Origin of the sequence: Gordonia aichiensis NBRC 108223 (assembly GCF_000332975.1) — a bacterium.
Classification (GTDB): domain Bacteria; phylum Actinomycetota; class Actinomycetes; order Mycobacteriales; family Mycobacteriaceae; genus Gordonia; species Gordonia aichiensis.
On the sequence record NZ_BANR01000018.1, the window covers coordinates 70,320 to 85,995 of the forward strand.

Annotated in this window: 10 protein-coding genes; 8 read left to right on the forward strand and 2 right to left on the reverse strand. The window is 66.6% G+C overall.

All coding sequences use genetic code 11. From position 1 onward, the window contains the following. Position 1: 1 nt before the first annotated feature. The 4 genes from GOACH_RS16285 to GOACH_RS16300 are packed head-to-tail and all read left to right on the forward strand — an operon-like array spanning position 2 to position 3,874. Complete coding sequence (locus GOACH_RS16285) at positions 2-1,720, forward strand: urease subunit alpha (protein WP_005176995.1); 1,719 nt, start codon at positions 2-4, stop codon at positions 1,718-1,720. Positions 1,721-1,755: 35 nt separating this feature from the next. After that, positions 1,756-2,424: an urease accessory protein UreF gene (locus GOACH_RS16290; protein ID WP_005176996.1), complete on the forward strand. Its 669-nt coding sequence runs from the start codon at positions 1,756-1,758 to the stop codon at positions 2,422-2,424. 56 nt (positions 2,425-2,480) lie between these two features. Then, the gene (ureG, locus tag GOACH_RS16295) at positions 2,481-3,167 is read left to right on the forward strand and encodes an urease accessory protein UreG (protein ID WP_005176997.1); all 687 of its coding nucleotides are present in this window, start codon (positions 2,481-2,483) and stop codon (positions 3,165-3,167) included. Continuing rightward, on the forward strand, positions 3,167-3,874 hold the full coding sequence (locus GOACH_RS16300) for an urease accessory protein UreD (protein WP_005177000.1): 708 nt from the start codon (positions 3,167-3,169) through the stop codon (positions 3,872-3,874). Before ureG ends, GOACH_RS16300 begins: the two co-directional genes overlap by 1 nt. A gap of 8 nt (positions 3,875-3,882) precedes the next feature. Here GOACH_RS16300 and GOACH_RS16305 read toward each other — a convergent pair whose 3' ends face one another. Together GOACH_RS16305 and GOACH_RS16310 are read right to left on the reverse strand one after the other, a co-directional pair. Beyond that, on the reverse strand, positions 3,883-5,334 hold the full coding sequence (locus GOACH_RS16305; protein ID WP_005177002.1) for an NAD(P)/FAD-dependent oxidoreductase: 1,452 nt from the start codon (positions 5,332-5,334) through the stop codon (positions 3,883-3,885). Positions 5,335-5,485: 151 nt separating this feature from the next. Further along, complete coding sequence (locus GOACH_RS16310; RefSeq protein ID WP_005177005.1) at positions 5,486-6,115, reverse strand: GNAT family N-acetyltransferase; 630 nt, start codon at positions 6,113-6,115, stop codon at positions 5,486-5,488. A gap of 225 nt (positions 6,116-6,340) precedes the next feature. Here GOACH_RS16310 and GOACH_RS16315 point away from each other — a divergent pair, with 225 nt between their 5' ends. From GOACH_RS16315 to recD, 4 genes are read left to right on the forward strand one after another with little or no spacing between them, the layout of a single operon-like run. Next, the gene (locus tag GOACH_RS16315) at positions 6,341-6,838 is read left to right on the forward strand and encodes an acyl-CoA thioesterase (protein WP_157227784.1); all 498 of its coding nucleotides are present in this window, start codon (positions 6,341-6,343) and stop codon (positions 6,836-6,838) included. A gap of 19 nt (positions 6,839-6,857) precedes the next feature. Further along, a complete protein-coding gene (gene recC / locus GOACH_RS16320; RefSeq protein ID WP_005177010.1) occupies positions 6,858-10,331 on the forward strand; it encodes an exodeoxyribonuclease V subunit gamma in 3,474 nt (1,157 codons plus the stop codon). Further along, on the forward strand, positions 10,328-13,822 hold the full coding sequence (locus tag GOACH_RS16325) for a UvrD-helicase domain-containing protein (RefSeq protein ID WP_005177013.1): 3,495 nt from the start codon (positions 10,328-10,330) through the stop codon (positions 13,820-13,822). The genes recC and GOACH_RS16325 overlap by 4 nt, the downstream gene beginning before the upstream one ends. Continuing rightward, a complete protein-coding gene (gene recD, locus GOACH_RS16330; protein ID WP_005177018.1) occupies positions 13,819-15,672 on the forward strand; it encodes an exodeoxyribonuclease V subunit alpha in 1,854 nt (617 codons plus the stop codon). The genes GOACH_RS16325 and recD overlap by 4 nt, the downstream gene beginning before the upstream one ends. The last annotated feature ends 4 nt before the right edge of the window (positions 15,673-15,676 follow it).

The window sequence follows — 15,676 nt, forward strand, 5'->3', positions numbered from 1 at the left end:
CATGGCAACTCTCGGACGCGATCGTTACGCGCAACTGTTCGGGCCGACCGTCGGCGACCGTATTCGCCTCGCGGACACCGACCTGCTCATCGAGGTGACCGAAGACCGTAGCGGGGGACCGGGTCTCGCCGGCGACGAGGCTGTGTTCGGCGGCGGCAAGGTGATTCGCGAGTCGATGGGGCAGAGTCGCGCGACGCGCGCCGACGGTGCTCCCGACACCGTCATCACCGGTGTGGTGATTCTCGATCACTGGGGAATCATCAAGGCCGACGTCGGAATTCGCGACGGACGCATCGTCGCACTGGGGAAGGCCGGCAACCCCGACACCATGGACGGGGTTCACCCCGATCTGGTCATCGGTGCGTCGACCGAGATCATTGCAGGCAACGGCAAGATTCTCACGGCGGGTGCGATCGACTGTCACGTCCACTTCATCTGCCCGCAGATCATGGACGAAGCACTCGGTAACGGCATCACCACACTCATCGGCGGCGGCACGGGTCCGGCGGAGGGCAGCAAGGCGACCACTGTGTCACCTGGCGCATGGCACCTCGCGTCGATGCTTGCCGCGACCGACGGCTGGCCCATGAACATCGCGCTGCTGGGCAAGGGCAACACCGTGAGTGCGGAGGCCATGCACGAGCAGATCCGCGCGGGCGCGTCGGGATTCAAGCTTCACGAGGACTGGGGGAGCACCCCCGCGGCGATCGACGCGTGCCTTCGAGTCGCCGACGAGACCGGAGTGCAGGTCGCACTGCACTCCGACACTCTCAACGAGGCGGGTTTTGTCGAGTCGACGCTCGGCGCCATCGCCGGGCGCAGCATCCACGCATATCACACCGAGGGTGCGGGCGGTGGGCACGCACCCGACATCATCACGGTGGCCTCGGTGCCGAATGTCCTTCCGAGTTCGACGAATCCAACGCGCCCGCACACCGTGAACACTCTCGACGAGCACCTCGACATGCTGATGGTCTGCCACCATCTGAACCCGACCGTTCCCGAGGATCTCGCCTTCGCCGAAAGTCGCATCCGACCGTCGACGATCGCCGCCGAGGACCTGCTGCACGACCTCGGGGCGATCTCCATGATCGGTTCGGATTCCCAGGCGATGGGTCGTATCGGAGAGGTGGTGTTGCGCACCTGGCAGACCGCGCACGTGATGAAGCGCAAACGTGGTTCACTGCCGGGCGACGGTGCCGCGGACAACAACCGTGCCCAGCGCTATGTCGCCAAGTACACGATCTGCCCGGCGGTAGCGCACGGATTCGACGCAGAAATCGGATCGGTGGAGACGGGCAAGCTCGCCGATCTCGTCCTCTGGGACCCGGCATTTTTTGGTGTCCGACCAGATCTCGTCATCAAGGGCGGTGCGATCGCGTGGGCGCAGATGGGCGACGCCAACGCGTCGATACCCACACCGCAGCCGGTGCTGCCGCGGCCGATGTTCGGGGCGAGTGCGTCTCTGGCCGCTGCGACCTCGGTCAGCTTCGTCGCACCGGGATGCGATCCGGGCCTCGCCGAGCGGATCGGTGTACAACGCAGACTTGTACCGGTCACCGACACCCGTGGCATCGGAAAGGCCGACATGCCCAACAACGACGCCAGGCCGGAGATCACCGTCGATCCCGATACCTTCACCGTCACTGTCGACGGTGAGGTCTGGGACGCGCCGCCCGTGACCGAACTGCCCATGGCACAACGTTATTTCCTGTTCTGAGCACGTCACAATCCTCCACCGATCGAGAACACACCATGTCACCGTCCGATGAGCAGTTCCGTCACACCACGGCGCCGTTGGCGATGATGTTGTCCCTGGCGGACTCTCGACTGCCCGTTGGTGGGCACGTGCACTCGGGCGGCGTCGAGCAGGCCATCGCAGACGGCTTCATCCGGGGTGTCAGCGACCTGGCGTCGTTCCTGCACCGGCGCGTGACCACGAGCGGTCTGGTGGCAGCGTCGATCGCGGCGGCGGTTGCCGACGGCGCCCTCGACGTCGCGGCCGCGCTGCGGGAGACCGATGCTCGGACGCCATCGGCAGCGGCGCGTAAGGCGTCTCTCGCGCAGGGGCGCGGGATGCTCCGACTGGCCAAACGCATGTGGCCCGACCGGGATTGGTCGTCACACGCGCCTGCGACACATCTGCCGGTCATCAGCGGTTCGGTGGGACAGGCGAGCAGGTTGTCGGGTTTCCACACGGCCTTGGTCCTCGTGTACACCACGATGAGCGGCTCGGCGACTGCCGGGCAGCGACTGCTCGCACTCGATCCGGCCGACGTCGCGCTGATGATCGCCGACCTCGGACCTGAATGCGAACGGGTGGCGGCGTCGGCCGCGGTGGGGCTCGCCGATCTGTCCGACCCCGTTCTCGACGTCTTCGCCGAACGTCATGAGCGACAACCGATGCCCTTGTTCATGTCCTGATCAGTCGCTGTCCCGATGCCCCGCCCAGCAGGACATCTCTCACCGAAAGGAACACCATGCCACCGCATCTCATCGACGGAGAACCGCACAGCCACGACCTCGATCGGCCGAGACGCCATCGTGAGCCGGGTGAGGCGCTGCGTATCGGTGTCGGCGGACCGGTCGGGTCGGGAAAGACCGCGCTGGTCGCCGCTTTGTGTCGCCAGCTCCGCGAAGAACTCTCGGTTGCCGTACTCACCAACGACATCTACACCACCGAGGATGCCGACTTCCTCCGACGGCACGCGGTCCTGCCCGACGAACGGATCACCGCGGTCCAGACCGGCGGGTGCCCGCACACCGCTATCCGCGACGACATCACCGCCAATCTCGATGCGATCGATGATCTGGTCGCTGCGAACCCCCCACTCGATCTCATCCTCGTCGAATCCGGCGGCGACAACCTGACCGCGACGTTCTCCACCGGTCTGATCGATGTGCAGATCTTCGTCATCGACGTCGCCGGTGGCGACAAGGTGCCGCGTAAGGGCGGACCGGGCGTCACGTACTCGGACCTGCTGGTGATCAACAAGACCGATCTCGCCGAACGCGTCAACGCCGACCTCGACGTGATGCGACGCGATGCGGCGAAGGTCCGCGACGGCAGGCCGACGGCCATGATCTCGCTCACCGACGATCCCGCGGCGACCGACGTGTTGGCGTGGGTCCGCGCCCAGCTCGCCGCACCCGTGGCGACGGGATAGTGCACACCCGAGTCGAGATCGTCGTCGAGCCGGGACGCCGCTTCCGGCACCGGGCATCCGGCGGCTTGGCGGTCCGTCAAACCGGTTCGCAGGCAGCACATCTCATCGGGACCGCGGCAACGCCGCTCGGCGGCGACGATATCGAGGTCCGCGTGATCGTCGAAGCGGGGGCACATCTCGACCTGGGGAGCGTCGCTGCGACCATCGCTCTACCGTCGAGTCGACGTGTCGACTCGACGATGTCGTGGCACATCGAACTCGGCGCGCGTGCCCGACTACACCTGCACCCCGAACCGACCGTTGTGGCCGCGGGTGCCGATCACCGTTCACAGGTAGTGGTCGCGATGTCCGACGACGCTATCCTCACGCTGGCCGAGGATGTGCAGATCGGGCGCTCGGCGGATCTCGGTGACAAGGATGCAGGCGGACGCTGGGAGGGCGGGCTGCACGTCGACGTCGATGGGATGCCGGCACTGCGGCATCGAGTGGCACTGGGGGTCGGCTCGACCGCCCATCGTTCTGGCCTGCGCGCGGCGAGCAGCGTGTTCCGCTTTCCCGACACGCGCGGCGACGAAGTCGACCCGGAGGCCTTCGCGGCCCGCTTGTCGCTGGCGTCTGGAGGATCACTCGCTACTGCGCTGGGTGCGAGCGTTGCGGATACACGACGCCTCGTCGACGAGTTGGAACTCGTCACGATGGCGCCGTGACCGGACCGTCAGCTGGCCTTGGTGTCGGTCTTGCTCGGTGTCTCTGTGTCTTGAGGATCGTTCTCGCCCGCTGATTCGCCTTCGACCTCGTACACGGGCTTGTTCTCCAGTTCGGAAAGGTGCCCGATGGCGGTGCGTGCGTAGACCTGCTGCTCGGTGACGGCGAGTTGCGTACGACCGCGCGTACTGAATGCGAAGAACCAGTTGATCAGCGTGTTGAGGCGGTTGCGGAAGCCCACGAGGTAGACCAGGTGTAGTGCCAGCCAGCCCACCCACGCGAAATACCCCTCGGTCTCGAACCGCTTCTTTGTCCCGGGAATCGGCACCGACATCACAGCGGAGAACCGAGAGACCGTCGCCATCGAACCCTTGTCGTGGTAGTGGAAAGGCTTGCGCTGGTCGGGGGTCTGGCCCTTCAATTCGTTCTTGATGCAGTCTGCGGCGTACCTGCCGCCCTGGATCGCACCCTGCGCCATCCCGGGCACGCCCTCCACCGACATCATGTCGCCGACGACGAACACATCCGGGTACCCCGGGATCGACAGGTCGGCGAGCACTTTGACGCGTCCGGCGCGATCGAGTTCGACGCCCGACTGCTCCGCGAGTTGCTTCCCGAGGGGGCTGGCCTGCACACCGGCCGACCACACCTTGCACTGCGACTCGATCCGACGCGTGGTGCCGTCCTTCTCCTTCACGACGAGACCGTCGTAGTCGACGTCGACGACCATCGCGTTGAGCTGGATCTCGACACCGAGCTTCTCGAGGCGCTGCGCAGCCTTCTTGCCCAGCTTGGGTCCCATGGGCGGGAGTACGGCGGGCGCGGCGTCGAGCAGGATCACTCTCGCCTGGGTGGGGTCGATGTTGCGGAAGGTGCCCTTGAGGGTCTTGTCACTCATCTCCGCGATCTGCCCGGCGAGTTCGACGCCGGTTGGTCCGGCCCCTACCACGACGAACGTGAGTAGCTTGTCACGCTCGGCCGGGTCGTCGGAGAGCTCGGCCTGCTCAAATGCGCCGAGGATACGACCGCGTAGCTCGAGGGCGTCGTCGATGGTCTTCATACCGGGCGCGTACTCGGCGAACTGGTCGTTGCCGAAGTACGACTGATCGGCGCCCGCGGCGATGATCAGCTTGTCGAACGGCGTCTCGGTGACCCGCTCGAGCAATCGGGACTTGACGACACCATTCTTGAGGTCGATCTCGAATACATCACCCATGAGGACTGCGGTGTTGTTCTGCTTACGCAGCACGACGCGTGTCGCAGGCGCGATCTCGCCTTCGGCGACGATGCCGGTTGCGACCTGGTAGAGCATGGGCTGGAAGAGGTGGTGTGTGGTCTTTGCGATCAACGTGACGTCGACGTCGGCCTTGCCGAGTCGCTGCGCGGCGAACAATCCGCCGAATCCCGAGCCGATGATGACGACACGGGGACGGGCGGGGGCTGTCGGAGCGGGGCTGCTCATGATCGAGAACATCTCCTTCGCGCATTGCTGGGACGACGCGCAGACGCGCGCACCTCTCAACGGTAGTCAATGATCGGTCGAAGGTCGCGGTGAGCCTTCGGTTGGTGCGGAACTCCGCAGCCGGTCGTCCCCGCGGGGCACGACCATGCCGTCATGCGGGAAGGTCTACAGGCGGGTGATGACGTGCGTTGGCCTGCATGATCAGCGCTGCCCAATGGTGGATGAGCAGTTCGTACTCGAGTTCGCCCGCGTGTTCACGATTTCCGTGGTCGAGGTCGTCGATGCCGCCTGGTGTCCAGAACTGCGAGGTTCCGCCCGCCCGGACGCTCGACACCCGCATGCCCAGCTTTTCCATCACTCGTCTCGACGCCGAGTTGCGCAGCGTGGTGCTGGCGAAGACGCGCTCGGTGTGCAACCGGTCGAACGCGAGCCCGACAACTGCGCGCGATGCCTCGGTGGCGAGGCCGCGGCCCCATGTGTCGCGGCGTAACCGGTAGCTCAGCTCCATCTCCGAGCGCTGGCTGTGGCGTGGCGCGCGCAGCAGCACCCAACCAAGAAACGACTGGTAGCGCAGATCGATGGCGACCCACATCCCGCCGCGCCCGGTGCGCAGTTCGGCTCGTGCTCGGGGGATGACCCAATCGGAGATCTGCGCGCGCGGCGTCGGTCGACCGCCCGAGACGAACCGCATGACCTCCGGGTCGGAGTCGAGATACACCAGCGCATCGACGTCGGTCGGCTCGACCGGTCGCAGTCGTAGACGGCGGGTCTCAACGTTCACACATCCCCCAAAAACAAGCGTGCCGGGCGGGTCGCGGCCCCCTGCAATGTCTCTCCCCGGAGAGGGAGTCTACGGAGTCGCCGCCGCCGACGGGTCAGATCGTCACGGTGTGTCCCGACGCGTCATGTTCGCAGACGGGTGCTGCGCGTGGCGGAGACGCACCGAGGTCTGGCGGAGGAGACGCACCCAGGTCTGGTGTCGGACCAGCCCGATAGGCTGCACAACGTGTCAGATACCACTGTTTCGCCCGACGCCACCGACCGGGCAGTGTCCACGAGTCCTGGTCATGTGCCGCACTCGGGCGCCACCGCGGTCTCTCTGCAGCTCCGCTGGGGCGACATGGATGTCAACGAACATGTCAACAATGTGCAGTTCGCCCGGCTCTTCGAGGAGAGTCGTGTGCGCACGTTCGCGACATGGTTCGAGGAAACCTCGACGGTGTTGCCGATTCTGGTCGCACGCCAGGTCATCGAGTTCCGCGCGGTGCTCATGTACTCCTTCGAACCGGTCACCATCGAGACCGGCGTCTCACGGATCGGGACGTCGTCGTACACACTCATGGGCGTCTTGACCGATCCCGCGGGCCAGGTCTGCGCGGTCGCCGAGACGACGGTCGTCACGATCGACCCGAGGACAGGTCGGCCGCGCCCCATCTCCGACGAGGGCCGCGCCGTTCTCGAGGGACATCGCACGCAACCGGTGCCGATGCACCCGGCCAACTGAGCGGCGCCGGGAGCTGTCCGTGCTGACTCTTCACCGTGCCGAGTGCAGCGACACGCTCGCCGAGGCACTCGCCGAGGTGCTGCGAGTTCCGCTCGCCGATCCGATGGCGACGGAGGTCGTCGCGGTGCCCGCGCGTGGTGTCGAACGGTGGCTGACCCAGCGTCTCGCAACCACTCTCGGAGCCGGTGCCGGTCGCGGCGACGGGATCGCCGCGAACATCGACTTCTCGTCACCGGCAGCGCTGAGTGAGGCAGTCGTGGATGCCGTCCGGACCACATCTTCATCGCACAGCGGCCCCTTCGGCCGCCACGACCCGTGGGATCCCGCACGCATGGTGTGGCAGGTCCTCGCTGTTCTCGACGAGAACATCAACGACCCCGCGCTCGACATCATCGCGCGCCACCTCGGCGCTGATCGTTCCGCGACGGCCTCCGGTTCCCGCAGGTCAGCGACGAGCGACAACGATTTGCGCACCGGACGACGCTTCGCCACCGCCCGCCACCTCGCCGACCTGTTCGACCGCTACGGCCGGCAGAGACCGGCCATGCTGGTCGCGTGGGCGGCCGGGCATGACACAGACGGCACCGGGACGGCGCTCGCAAAAGACATGGCGTGGCAGGCGCGGTTCTGGAGGGCTGTGCGTGCACGGATCGGCGTCGACCACCCCGCTCTGCTCCTCGACGACGTGTGCACACGGGTGCGCACCGACCCGGATTCCGTCGATCTTCCGGAACGCGTGAGTGTGTTCGGTACCACCCGCGTCACCGAGTCGTTCCGGCTCATCCTCTCGGCGCTGGCACACGAGCGAGACGTGCACCTTTTCCTGCCGCATCCTTCTCCCGCACTGTGGGCGTCGGTTGCGCGCTCGGACGCACGCACGGGCGTTGCCGAGTGGACAGCCGGCGAGCGGGTGCTCCGACGCGCCGACCGTCCGGTTCCCGAGGTCGATCATCCTCTGCTCGCAGGCCTCTCGCGCGACGTGCAGGAACTCCAACAGCGCATCGCCGCGATCGTCGACGAGGACATTCACCACGAGGCTGCGTTTGACGAAGAGGCAGGGGTCGGGGAGAACGCTCGTCCGCAGTCCTTGCTCCGTCAGCTGCAGCTCGGTCTCCGCGACGACACGGTGCACGCGGCGAGTGCCGCAGCCGACTCGTCGCTGGAGATCCACGCCTGTCACGGCGCCGAGCGCCAGGTCGAGGTCATGCGCGACAGACTGCTGCACCTGTTCGCCGACGATGAGACACTCGAGCCGCGCGATGTCCTGATCATGTGCCCAGACGTCGAGGCGTTCGCCCCGCTGATCCGCGGTGCGTTCGGCCAATCGGGTCTCGACCATCCGGCATTCGATCTTCGCGTCCGGCTCGCCGACCGCGGGCCGCGCCAGACCAATCCCGTCCTCGACGTCGTGGCGTCCGTCGTAGAACTCGCCGCGGGGAGGGCGGCGGCCGGCGACGTTGTCGACCTGCTCGGCCGCTCGCCCGTGCGTTCACGCTTCGCCATGGATGACGAGGATCTCGACATGGTCCGGGAATGGCTGGCACACAGCAATATTCGGTGGGGTCTCGGCGAGAATGAGCGTGCCCGATTCGGCTTGTCGGGTTTTCGGCAAGGCACGTTCGGCAGCGGAGTCGATCGCATTGCTCTCGGGGCCGTCGCCGAGGAGGCCGACGGTGAATGGCTGGGGACCGCGCTGCCCTTGGCAGGTGTGGAGAGCACCGAGATCGACCTGGTCGGCAGGTTCGCCGAATTCATCGACAGACTCGCGTCCGTCGTCGACCGCATGGCCGGGAAAGCCTCCCGTGCTGCATGGCAGCGCACCCTGATCGACGTCGTCGATCGTCTCACCCTCACTGACCCCGGCGACGAATGGCAACGGGCACAGGCAGTCCGCGTGATCAGCGATGCCCTCGACGACGACGCGTCGGACTCACAAGACTTGCTGCTGGCCGATATCCGCGACCTCGTGGCGGGTGTGGTCGCGGGACGCCCGACTCGCGCCAACTTCCGGACCGGCGAACTCACGGTGTGCACCATGGTTCCGATGCGCTCGGTGCCCCATCGCGTGATCGTGCTCCTCGGGGTGGAAGCCGATACCTTCCCTCGCGCCCAACGCACCGACGGCGACGACGTGCTCGGTTGCGATCCACTTGTCGGAGAACGTAATCCACGCGATGAGGACAGACAGTTGTTCCTCGACGCCATCGGTGCGGCCCGTGATTCGCTGCTCGTCTTCTACAACGGCGCAGATCCGGTGAGCGGTAGCCGCATCCCGCCCGCCGTGGTTGTCAGCGAACTCGCCGAGAGCGTGGCGACGCTTCGTGGCCTCGATGATCCGTCCGACGTCGTCATCGCGCACACTCTGCACGGATTCGATCGGTTGAACTTCACTCCCGGTGCACTCGGCTCGATCTCGAGTCCCTTCAGCTTCGATGCCGATTTACTCGCGGGCGCACAGGCCCTCGACGCAGACGCGGAGCCATCGGCGCGATTGTCCGACGTCGTGGTGGCAGATCCGGAGCCCGCCGACATCGAACTGCGCGATCTCGTCGCATTCCTGACCAACCCCATCGAGGGTTTCGTGCGCCAGCGACTAGGTGCGCGCATGCCCGACGACGATCGCGCGCACGCCGACGAATTGGACGTCGAGCTCGACGCCCTCGACAAATGGGGCGTCGGTGACCGATTCCTGAAACACATGCTCGCGGGCGACGATCTCGTCTCCTGTCAGGCCGCCGAACTGCGCAGAGGTAACCTGCCGCCCTACGAGTTCGGACGTCGCGAGTTGGTCGAGATCTCCGCCGCGGTCTCACGGGTGTACGACGCGGTGGCCTCGGTCCGGACCGAGGCGCCGGTCACCCGTGACATCGTCGTCACGTTGCCCGACGGTCGTCGTGTGCACGGGAGCATCGCCGACATCGTCGAGAACTCGCCGTTCGGCACCACGACCGTCACCGCGACCTATTCGCGGGTGCGGGCCAAACAGCGTATGACCGCGTGGCTCGGACTACTGCTTCTGGCCGCATCGTCCGCCACCGAGGGAGCGCCGCCCTCGGCGTTCGTCGTCGGTCGCGGCACCGCGGGAACGGTTGCGCAGTCGATGCTCACCGCGCCCGAGAACGCGAGCGCAGTGCTCTACGACCTCGTACGCATGCGCGATATGGGACTCCGTTCACCGCTCCCGTTGCCACTCGAACCCGCGGAGGAATACGCGACCAAGGTGCGTGCAGGCGTGCGGCCGGATGCGGCGCTGGAGATCGCACGACGTAGCTTCGACGGGATGTTCGGCGCGGGCACCGACACCTATCTGCGGTTCGTGTTCGGCGCCGACGTGACGTCGTCGATCGCCTTCGACGAGATTTTGCGGAGATCCGTCACCGACGAGCGCGTTCCGGCCGAGTTCACCGCGCCGGTCGATCCCGACGCGCCGCTGTTCACCGTCCTCGCACACGTGCTCTGGGATCCGCTGCTCGACCACGAGACGATGACATGACCGACACACATACCTCCACCGAGACCGATACGTCGTCGGCCGCAACCGGCACGGCGCCACAACCTTTCGACGTCGCAGCGCCGTTGCCCACGGGTACGACGGTTCTCGAGGCGAGTGCGGGGACGGGCAAGACGTATGCGATCGTCGGTGTCGCGGCCCGCCAGATCGCCGAGGGCCTCCCGATCGACGAGTTACTCCTGGTCACCTTCAGTCGCTCGGCGAGCGCTGAACTGCGCGAGCGCATGCGTGCGCGGCTCGCCGAGCTCGTCACGGCACTCGATCCGGCCCGCGCCCCCGTCGATCGCGATGACGACGACGACCCGGTGTTGCGCGCGGTGCTGTCCGGCGGTCCGGACGAGATAGCGGTGCGCCGCGCACGTCTCGTGCAGGCGCTCTCCGACTTCGACGCGTCGACGATTGCGACCACCCACACCTTCTGCAACCGGATGCTCGAGGCTCTCGGATTCCTCGGCGAACGTGAACTGATCTACGACGTCGTCGAAGACACCGACGACATCGTCGAGCAGACGGCGCTCGACCTGTACCTGTCGTGGTTCGCGGGTGACCAGGACCGCCCACCCTTCTCCATCGGCGAGGCGATGACGATTGCGCGTGAGGCCGTTCGCAGCGCGGGAGTCCCGTTGGCACCGCAACCCGCAGACGCAGCGGACGGTGCGGGCACCGAGCCGTCGGCGGCGTCCCGACGCGTGCAGTTCTGCGAGCAGGTGCGCCGACGCGTCGAGCGTCGCAAACGGCTCGCGCGCGTACGGACGTACGACGACCTGCAGATGATCCTCTACCGTGTCGTCACCGACCCCGAAGTGGGTGAGCAGGCGTGTGAGCGCATCCGGGACAGGTTCGCGCTGGTACTCGTCGATGAGTTCCAGGACACCGACCCGTTTCAGTGGGAGATCCTGCGTCGCTGCTTCCACGGCCACCGTCGCCTCGTGCTCGTCGGCGACCCCAAACAGTCTATCTACGCGTTCCGCGGGGCCGAGGTACGCAGCTACCTCACCGCCGTGGAGGTTGCCGATTCACTTCGTGCCCTTGACACCAATCACCGTTCCGACGCCGACCTCGTCTCCGCACTCGACCGCATCTATGGCGGTGCGAGTCTCGGAGATCGATCGATCACGGTGCACCCGGTTCGCGCGGCACGATCCGGGAGCCGGATCTCGGGGACGCCCGCGCTCCGGGTTCGTGCACTGTCCCGAAGCGATTTCACAATCCGTGGGAAGAGCGGCTTCCCGGCGGTCGCCGACGTACGAGCGGCGATCACGGCCGACGTCGCAAACGACATCGCACGGTTACTCGCGTCCGACGCCAGGCTCGACACCGGCGAAGGACCTCGTGCGGTCACCCCGGGCGACATCGCCGTTCTCGTTCGGACGAACGGCACCATCGAGCCGCTGCAGCGGGCGTTGGCCGAATTGGGCATCGCTTCCGTGGTCGGCACAGGGACGAGTGTCTTCCGCACGATCGGTGCGCTGCACTGGTTGTGGGTGATTCGTGCGATCGAGCAACCGGCCCGCGCTGATCGAGTTCGACTCGCTGCTCTGACGCCCCTGATCGGTTGGGAGGCAGCGCAACTCGCGACAGCCTCGGACAACCGGCTGGCCGAGTTGTCGTCGACGTTCGCCGAACTCGGCCGCGTGTTCGCCGACGGAGGGTTCGCGGCGCTCGCCCAACGTCTCCTCGCGCGCGGGAATGTCGCTGCGCGAGTGCTCGGTATCGAAGACGGTGAGCGCGCACTCACCGATCTGCTCCAGGTGGCGTCGCTGGTGAACAAGCATGTCGTCGAGACCGAGTGCGGATTGGCCGGCGTGGTGGAATGGCTCGCCGACCGTATTGCCGATGTCTCGCAGTGGCGACGTCACGAAGACCAGACCCGACGACTCGACCGCGACACCCACGTCGTGCAGATCATGACCGTGCATGCGAGCAAAGGACTGCAGTTCCCCATCGTGTACGTGCCGTTCGGGTGGGATGCCGCACGCGTCTCGAAACCGAAGACCTTTCGCTATCACGACGACACCGGTCACCGGCATCTCGACGTGGGGGGCGAGGGAACCCGGGGCTGGGGCGAGAGGATCGCGCGGCGCAACGACGAGGAGGCGGGGGAGGACCTGCGGCTGCTCTACGTTGCATTGACGCGCGCCGCGTCGCAGGTCGTGGTGCACTGGGCTCCGTCGTTCAACACCTCCAAGAGTCCGCTGCATCGGCTGGTCTTCGGCCGCCCGCAGTCGCGCGCCGGAGCAGAGCACGGGTCCGACACCACAGTGCTGCCCACATCGGTCAACGTGCCCGACGATCACACGTGTGTGTCGACGCTGCGCGCACTCGCCGCAGACCCGCCCGTCTCGATCAGCGTCGAGCACGCGCAGGCCTCATCGGCCCCGCCGTGGACTCCGCCGGACAGCGACGCCCGGCGACCCGAACTCGACGTCGCGCGGTTCACCCGCACGATCGACCAGCAGTGGCGTCGCACGTCGTACTCGGCTCTGATCGCCGGTGTCGCGCACCGCCACCCGATGTTGACGACCGGGAGTGAACCCGACATGGGTTCGGTCGCCGACAGCGGACTGATCACGGACGAGCCGCCCGATCCCGCAGACGTTGTCGCATCCGACGATCCCTACGCGGCGACCGATTCAGCGGTTGCACCGGTACCAGAGCCTGCTGGTGGTACTCCGTCGCTGATGAACGGCATGCCCTACGGAGCGGCGTTCGGAACCCTTGTTCACGAGGTACTCGAGTATGTCGACACCGCTGCGCCCGACATCGACGCTCACGTACGCGAGCTCTGTGCGACGTCTGCGGCTCGACACGCACTCGACGTCGACGTCGACGAGCTCTCCACCGCGTTACGCGCCGTGCTGACGACACCGTTGGCGTCGCTTGGGGGCACCCTGTGGTCGATCACACCACGAAACCGGTTGGCCGAACTGGACTTCGAGTTCCCACTCGGCAACTCCTCGTCGGTGTCCGCCGCTGCGGCAGTCCTGTCCGACGTCGCGGCGCTGGTGGAGCGTCATCTCCCCACTCACGATCGGTTGCGCGCCTACGCGGCAACGCTCGCCGAGATCCCGACCCGTGCTCTTCGCGGCTACCTCACAGGCAGCATCGACTCGGTGTTGCGGACACCCGAAGGCCGCTACGTGGTGGTGGATTACAAGACGAATCGGCTACGCCCTGGCGAGCTCAGTGCCGAGGACTTCACCGCCGATGCCATGGCCGCCGAGATGATCGGCGCGCACTATCCGCTGCAGGCGCTGCTCTATTCCGTTGCGCTGCACCGATATCTACGGTGGCGGTTGCCCGGGTACCGGCCGGCCGAACACTTGGGGCCGGTGCAATACCACTTCGTCCGTGGGATGGTCGGCGAGGACACCCCGGCCGGCTGCGGTGTGTACGAGTGGAACGTCCCGACCGGGCTGGTGACCGAGTTGTCCGACCTGCTCGCGGGCTTCGAGACAGGGGAAGATCGATGACTGCCGACACCCCGGACCTGTTGCAGGCTGACGATGCCCGGCGCGTCCACGACGCCGACGGCATTCTCGCCGAGGCGAACGCTGAAGGACTTCTCGCTGCTTCCGATCTGCACATCACGTCGCGGATCGTCCGTATGTGCGGTGAGCCGGTCGGTGACGCCGCTAGGGTCGCGACCGCGCTCGCAGTACGGTCTGTGCGCCTCGGATCGACCTGCTTCGCCCTCGGCACGGTTGATGAACTGCCCGGAGCACAGTCGCTGCGTCTACCCGACGCAGCCGAGATGCTCACAGATCTGCGCGGCTCCCCGCTGGTCGGCGGCGCACACGGGTCGACCCTGCGTCCCGTCGTGGTGATGGACTCCGACGATGGTCCGCTGGTCTATCTGCAGAAGTACTTTCGTCAGGAGCAGTCGATTCGTCAGACCCTCGCCCAGCGTGCGTCCGGCGCGCCCGATGTGGACCGTGACGACGTGCGCGCGCAGGTCGACCGGGTGTTTGCCGAGAGCACCTCAGAACCCCGGCAACGGCTCGCCGCAGAGGTCTCCGCCTCGCACTGGACATCGATTCTCGCCGGAGGGCCCGGTACAGGCAAGACCTACACTGTCGCGCGGATTCTCGCCGTCCTCGACAACCTGTCAGGCGGCGACCTCCGGATCGGCATGTGTGCGCCCACCGGCCGTGCGGCCGCCCAGCTGCAGGCATCGGTCGACCTCGATGCGACGTTGCCCGCCTCGGTGCGGGCGGTGACGGTGCACAGTCTGCTCGGTTGGCGGCCGGGTTCGACGCCACGTTTCGGCCGAGCCAACAAACTGCCGCATGACGTGATCGTCGTCGACGAGACGTCGATGCTGTCGATGACCGCTATGAGCCGACTGATCGACGCTGTCCGCTCGGATGCCCGTCTGATCCTCGTCGGCGATCCCCACCAGCTCGCCTCGGTGGAGGCGGGTGCGGTGCTTGCCGATCTCGTCGATCGCGGCTCGCAGGGAAGATCGCATCCGGGATCGCCCACGACCCCGCTCGATCCGTCGATCGAGATGAGCGACGATGACTCAGCCCGTCTCCGTGACGGAGTGGTGACGCTGCGCCGAGGGTTTCGGTTCGGCGGGCAGATCTCCCGGGTGGCAGATGCGGTCAATCGTGGCGACGCCGACGATGTCGTCGACCTGGTCACGTCGTCCGACATCGACGACGTACAGCTCGTCGCGCCGGACGATCTCGAGGCAGTTCACGACGACATCGTCACGTGGGGGCGGGCCCTTCACGTCGCGAGCGCCGGCAAGGACGTCGCCGCTGCGTTGTCGGCGCTCGACGCGCATCGGGTGCTGTGCGCCCACCGCGAAGGCTTCTGGGGTGTGCGCGGGTGGCAGCGACGTGTCGCGGACTGGTTGTCGGAGGTGCCTGGTCACCCGCGGGTCGATCTCGATACGTTGACGTGGTCGGTCGGGGAGCCGCTTCTCGTGACGTCGAACGATCGACAGACCGGGACGTTCAACGGTGACTGCGGGGTGGTGGTCCGTACCGACGACGAGACCGATTCCGACCGTCTCGCGGTCGCCTTCCGCCGCGGCTCGCAGGAACGGCTCATCGCGCCGGTGCAACTTCCCGACGTCACCCCCGCGTATGCCATGACGATTCACCGTAGTCAGGGAAGTCAGTTCGGCGGAGTGACCATCGTCCTACCGCCCGCGGGGTCGGAGTTGCTGACGCGTGAACTGCTCTACACCGCGATCACGCGTGCGCGCACGCGAGTCCGGATCGTCGGAACCAGAGACGTGTTGGCAGAGGCCGTTGCTCGTCGGGTACATCGCGCGAGCGGGTTGCGGTCTGCGGTCAGGGAACTCGCCTGAATCA

Excerpts from the sequence above, each read along its gene's own strand:
- GOACH_RS16285 (WP_005176995.1), top strand. The coding sequence starts at position 2 with ATGGCAACTCTCGGACGCGATCGTTACGCGCAACTGTTCGGGCCGACC.
- GOACH_RS16290 (WP_005176996.1), top strand. The coding sequence starts at position 1,756 with ATGTCACCGTCCGATGAGCAGTTCCGTCACACCACGGCGCCGTTGGCG.
- ureG (WP_005176997.1), top strand. The coding sequence starts at position 2,481 with ATGCCACCGCATCTCATCGACGGAGAACCGCACAGCCACGACCTCGAT.
- GOACH_RS16305 (WP_005177002.1), bottom strand. The coding sequence starts at position 5,334 with ATGAGCAGCCCCGCTCCGACAGCCCCCGCCCGTCCCCGTGTCGTCATC.
- GOACH_RS16325 (WP_005177013.1), top strand. The coding sequence starts at position 10,328 with ATGACCGACACACATACCTCCACCGAGACCGATACGTCGTCGGCCGCA.
- recD (WP_005177018.1), top strand. The coding sequence starts at position 13,819 with ATGACTGCCGACACCCCGGACCTGTTGCAGGCTGACGATGCCCGGCGC.